At 60.1% G+C, this 1,731-nt stretch carries 2 protein-coding genes; one reads left to right on the top strand and one right to left on the bottom strand.

The features are described from left to right. Window positions 1–6 precede the first annotated feature (6 nt). Entirely contained in the window at window positions 7–1,257 is a 1,251-nt protein-coding gene (locus DN412_RS42770) for an ISL3 family transposase (protein WP_115216983.1), read from the bottom strand. On the opposite strand from DN412_RS42770, the gene DN412_RS42765 reads away from it, so the two are divergent. Continuing rightward, on the top strand, window positions 1,256–1,690 hold the full coding sequence (locus DN412_RS42765) for a hypothetical protein (protein ID WP_115216982.1): 435 nt from the start codon (window positions 1,256–1,258) through the stop codon (window positions 1,688–1,690). The genes DN412_RS42770 and DN412_RS42765 overlap by 2 nt on opposite strands. Window positions 1,691–1,731 lie beyond the last annotated feature (41 nt).

The raw sequence follows: 1,731 nt of genomic DNA, 5'->3' as shown, positions 1-1,731 counted from the left end.
GGCTCGTCAGTAAAAACTGTGGGTAAGCTTTGGCTCCGGAAGCTTCCCGAGCCCGTGATATAGCGCGATTTCGGTCATGCGGAAGGTCCGGAATCCATATGCTTTTCTCATGGTGACTTTGGCTTTGTTGTTGAGCCCCTCGATCACCCCGCTGGAGAACTGCTTTCGCGCCCGGAAGTAGTTGAGGATGAGCTCGCGGTGAGTGCGGACAGTGCGGGCAAATTTCTTCATGGGTTCGATGCGCGAGCGCATGACCTGCGTGCACCATCGGTCGAGGAACTTGCCGGCCCAGACCGGCGAGTCGTATTCCCATAGCGACTGGAATTCCTCCTTGAGCAAATAGGCCCGCACGCTCTGCAGGTTGTAGCGCAGCAGATCGCGCAGCCGTATCCGCTGAGTGTCGGTGAGGTTCTCCCGGCGTTTGAGCAGGCACCAGCGGGATTTCTTCAGGACGGGCTGGTAGCCGTCGTTTGCCATGCGTCGGGCTTCGGCGGCCCGCACGTCATCCAGGGCGAGGTTCATCTTGGCGACGATGTGGAAGCGGTCGAGGATATTCAAGGCATTGGGGCAATGTTTGGCGATCAGCTTCAGATAGGGCTTCCACATATCCGAGCAGACGAATTCGACCTTGGCGGCGATCTCGGTGCCGATGAGGGCAAAGAACTTCTCGAAGCTCTCGGTCGTGCGTTCCTTGCCGACCCACAGCAAACGGATGCAACCAGCCTCGATCTGGTAGACCAGGGTCAGATATTGATGTCCTCGACCATACTGGATCTCATCGACCCCGAAGGCGCGGATCGGACCCAGCGTGCGGTGGGCCAACCCCCATTCCACGACCCACTCCACTGCCTGACTGACCTTCTCCCAACTGGTGTGGAAGCTGCGCGCCGTTTCCTGCCAGGACAGCTTGCGCGCCCAGTGGGCCAGATACAACATGTACGTCTTCGTCAGCGTGTGCTTGCCAATACCCCAAGGGACCTGTTCAACCTTGACGCCGCAGCCGCGCTTACACTCCACGCGCCGCATCGCGTACAGTAAGACCACGGCAAAGCCCCAGATCGGGATGAACTCGAAGCGGCGCGTTGCCAGCGTGTCGTAGCCGCGGGCCCGTTGGCCGCAGCCCGAGCAGTGCGGACGGGAACCTCGCCGCGGGCGCACATCGATCTCGATGGTGTTGGACGCCTGACACAAGCGAGCCCTTTCGTACACAAAACCGGGGAAGTGATGGCAGGCATTGAGCAGACGGGTAAGCAGCATGGTGGCTAAGCGCAAGACAGTTCCTCTGACGGCTATTGTCCCATCGGATGCGGGGGCGGTTCTCGATGCCTACGTGCCGGACCTGGCGAACTGGCCCACCACCTGGCAGATTGAACCGGCCGATATCGCCGTCGGCCAGCGCATCGTTGACCTCCTGACGCCCTTCCTGACGGACCTGCTGACGCAGTCGGTGGCCGACAAGACCCGGCGCCGCCATCGCGACCATCTCTGGATGCTTGGTGGCGAAATCATCCGTCGTCGTCATGAAGACTTCGACTTGGCGAGCCTTCCCATCGAAACTCTGCTATTGCAAATGATCGACGATGAAGGCGGGCCGCTCATCTGGCCACGCATCACGGAGACCGAGCAGAAGGCCTTCGATACCACGGCTCGCAAGCTCTATCGCTTCCTCATGCAAGCTCAAGAACCGTAGTCACGTCAAGAAAACGACCCACAGATTTCCCCGACGAGCCT

It is taken from the genome of Cupriavidus lacunae (genome assembly GCF_003353055.1).
Taxonomy (GTDB): Bacteria; Pseudomonadota; Gammaproteobacteria; order Burkholderiales; family Burkholderiaceae; genus Cupriavidus; species Cupriavidus lacunae.
The sequence above is the reverse complement of the archived record's forward strand: the minus strand, read 5'-3'. Positions and strand labels throughout refer to the sequence as shown.

Bases quoted from the DNA above. Each gene is read 5' to 3' on its own strand.
- DN412_RS42765 (WP_115216982.1), top strand. From the start codon at position 1,256: ATGGTGGCTAAGCGCAAGACAGTTCCTCTGACGGCTATTGTCCCATCG.
- DN412_RS42770 (WP_115216983.1), bottom strand. From the start codon at position 1,257: ATGCTGCTTACCCGTCTGCTCAATGCCTGCCATCACTTCCCCGGTTTT.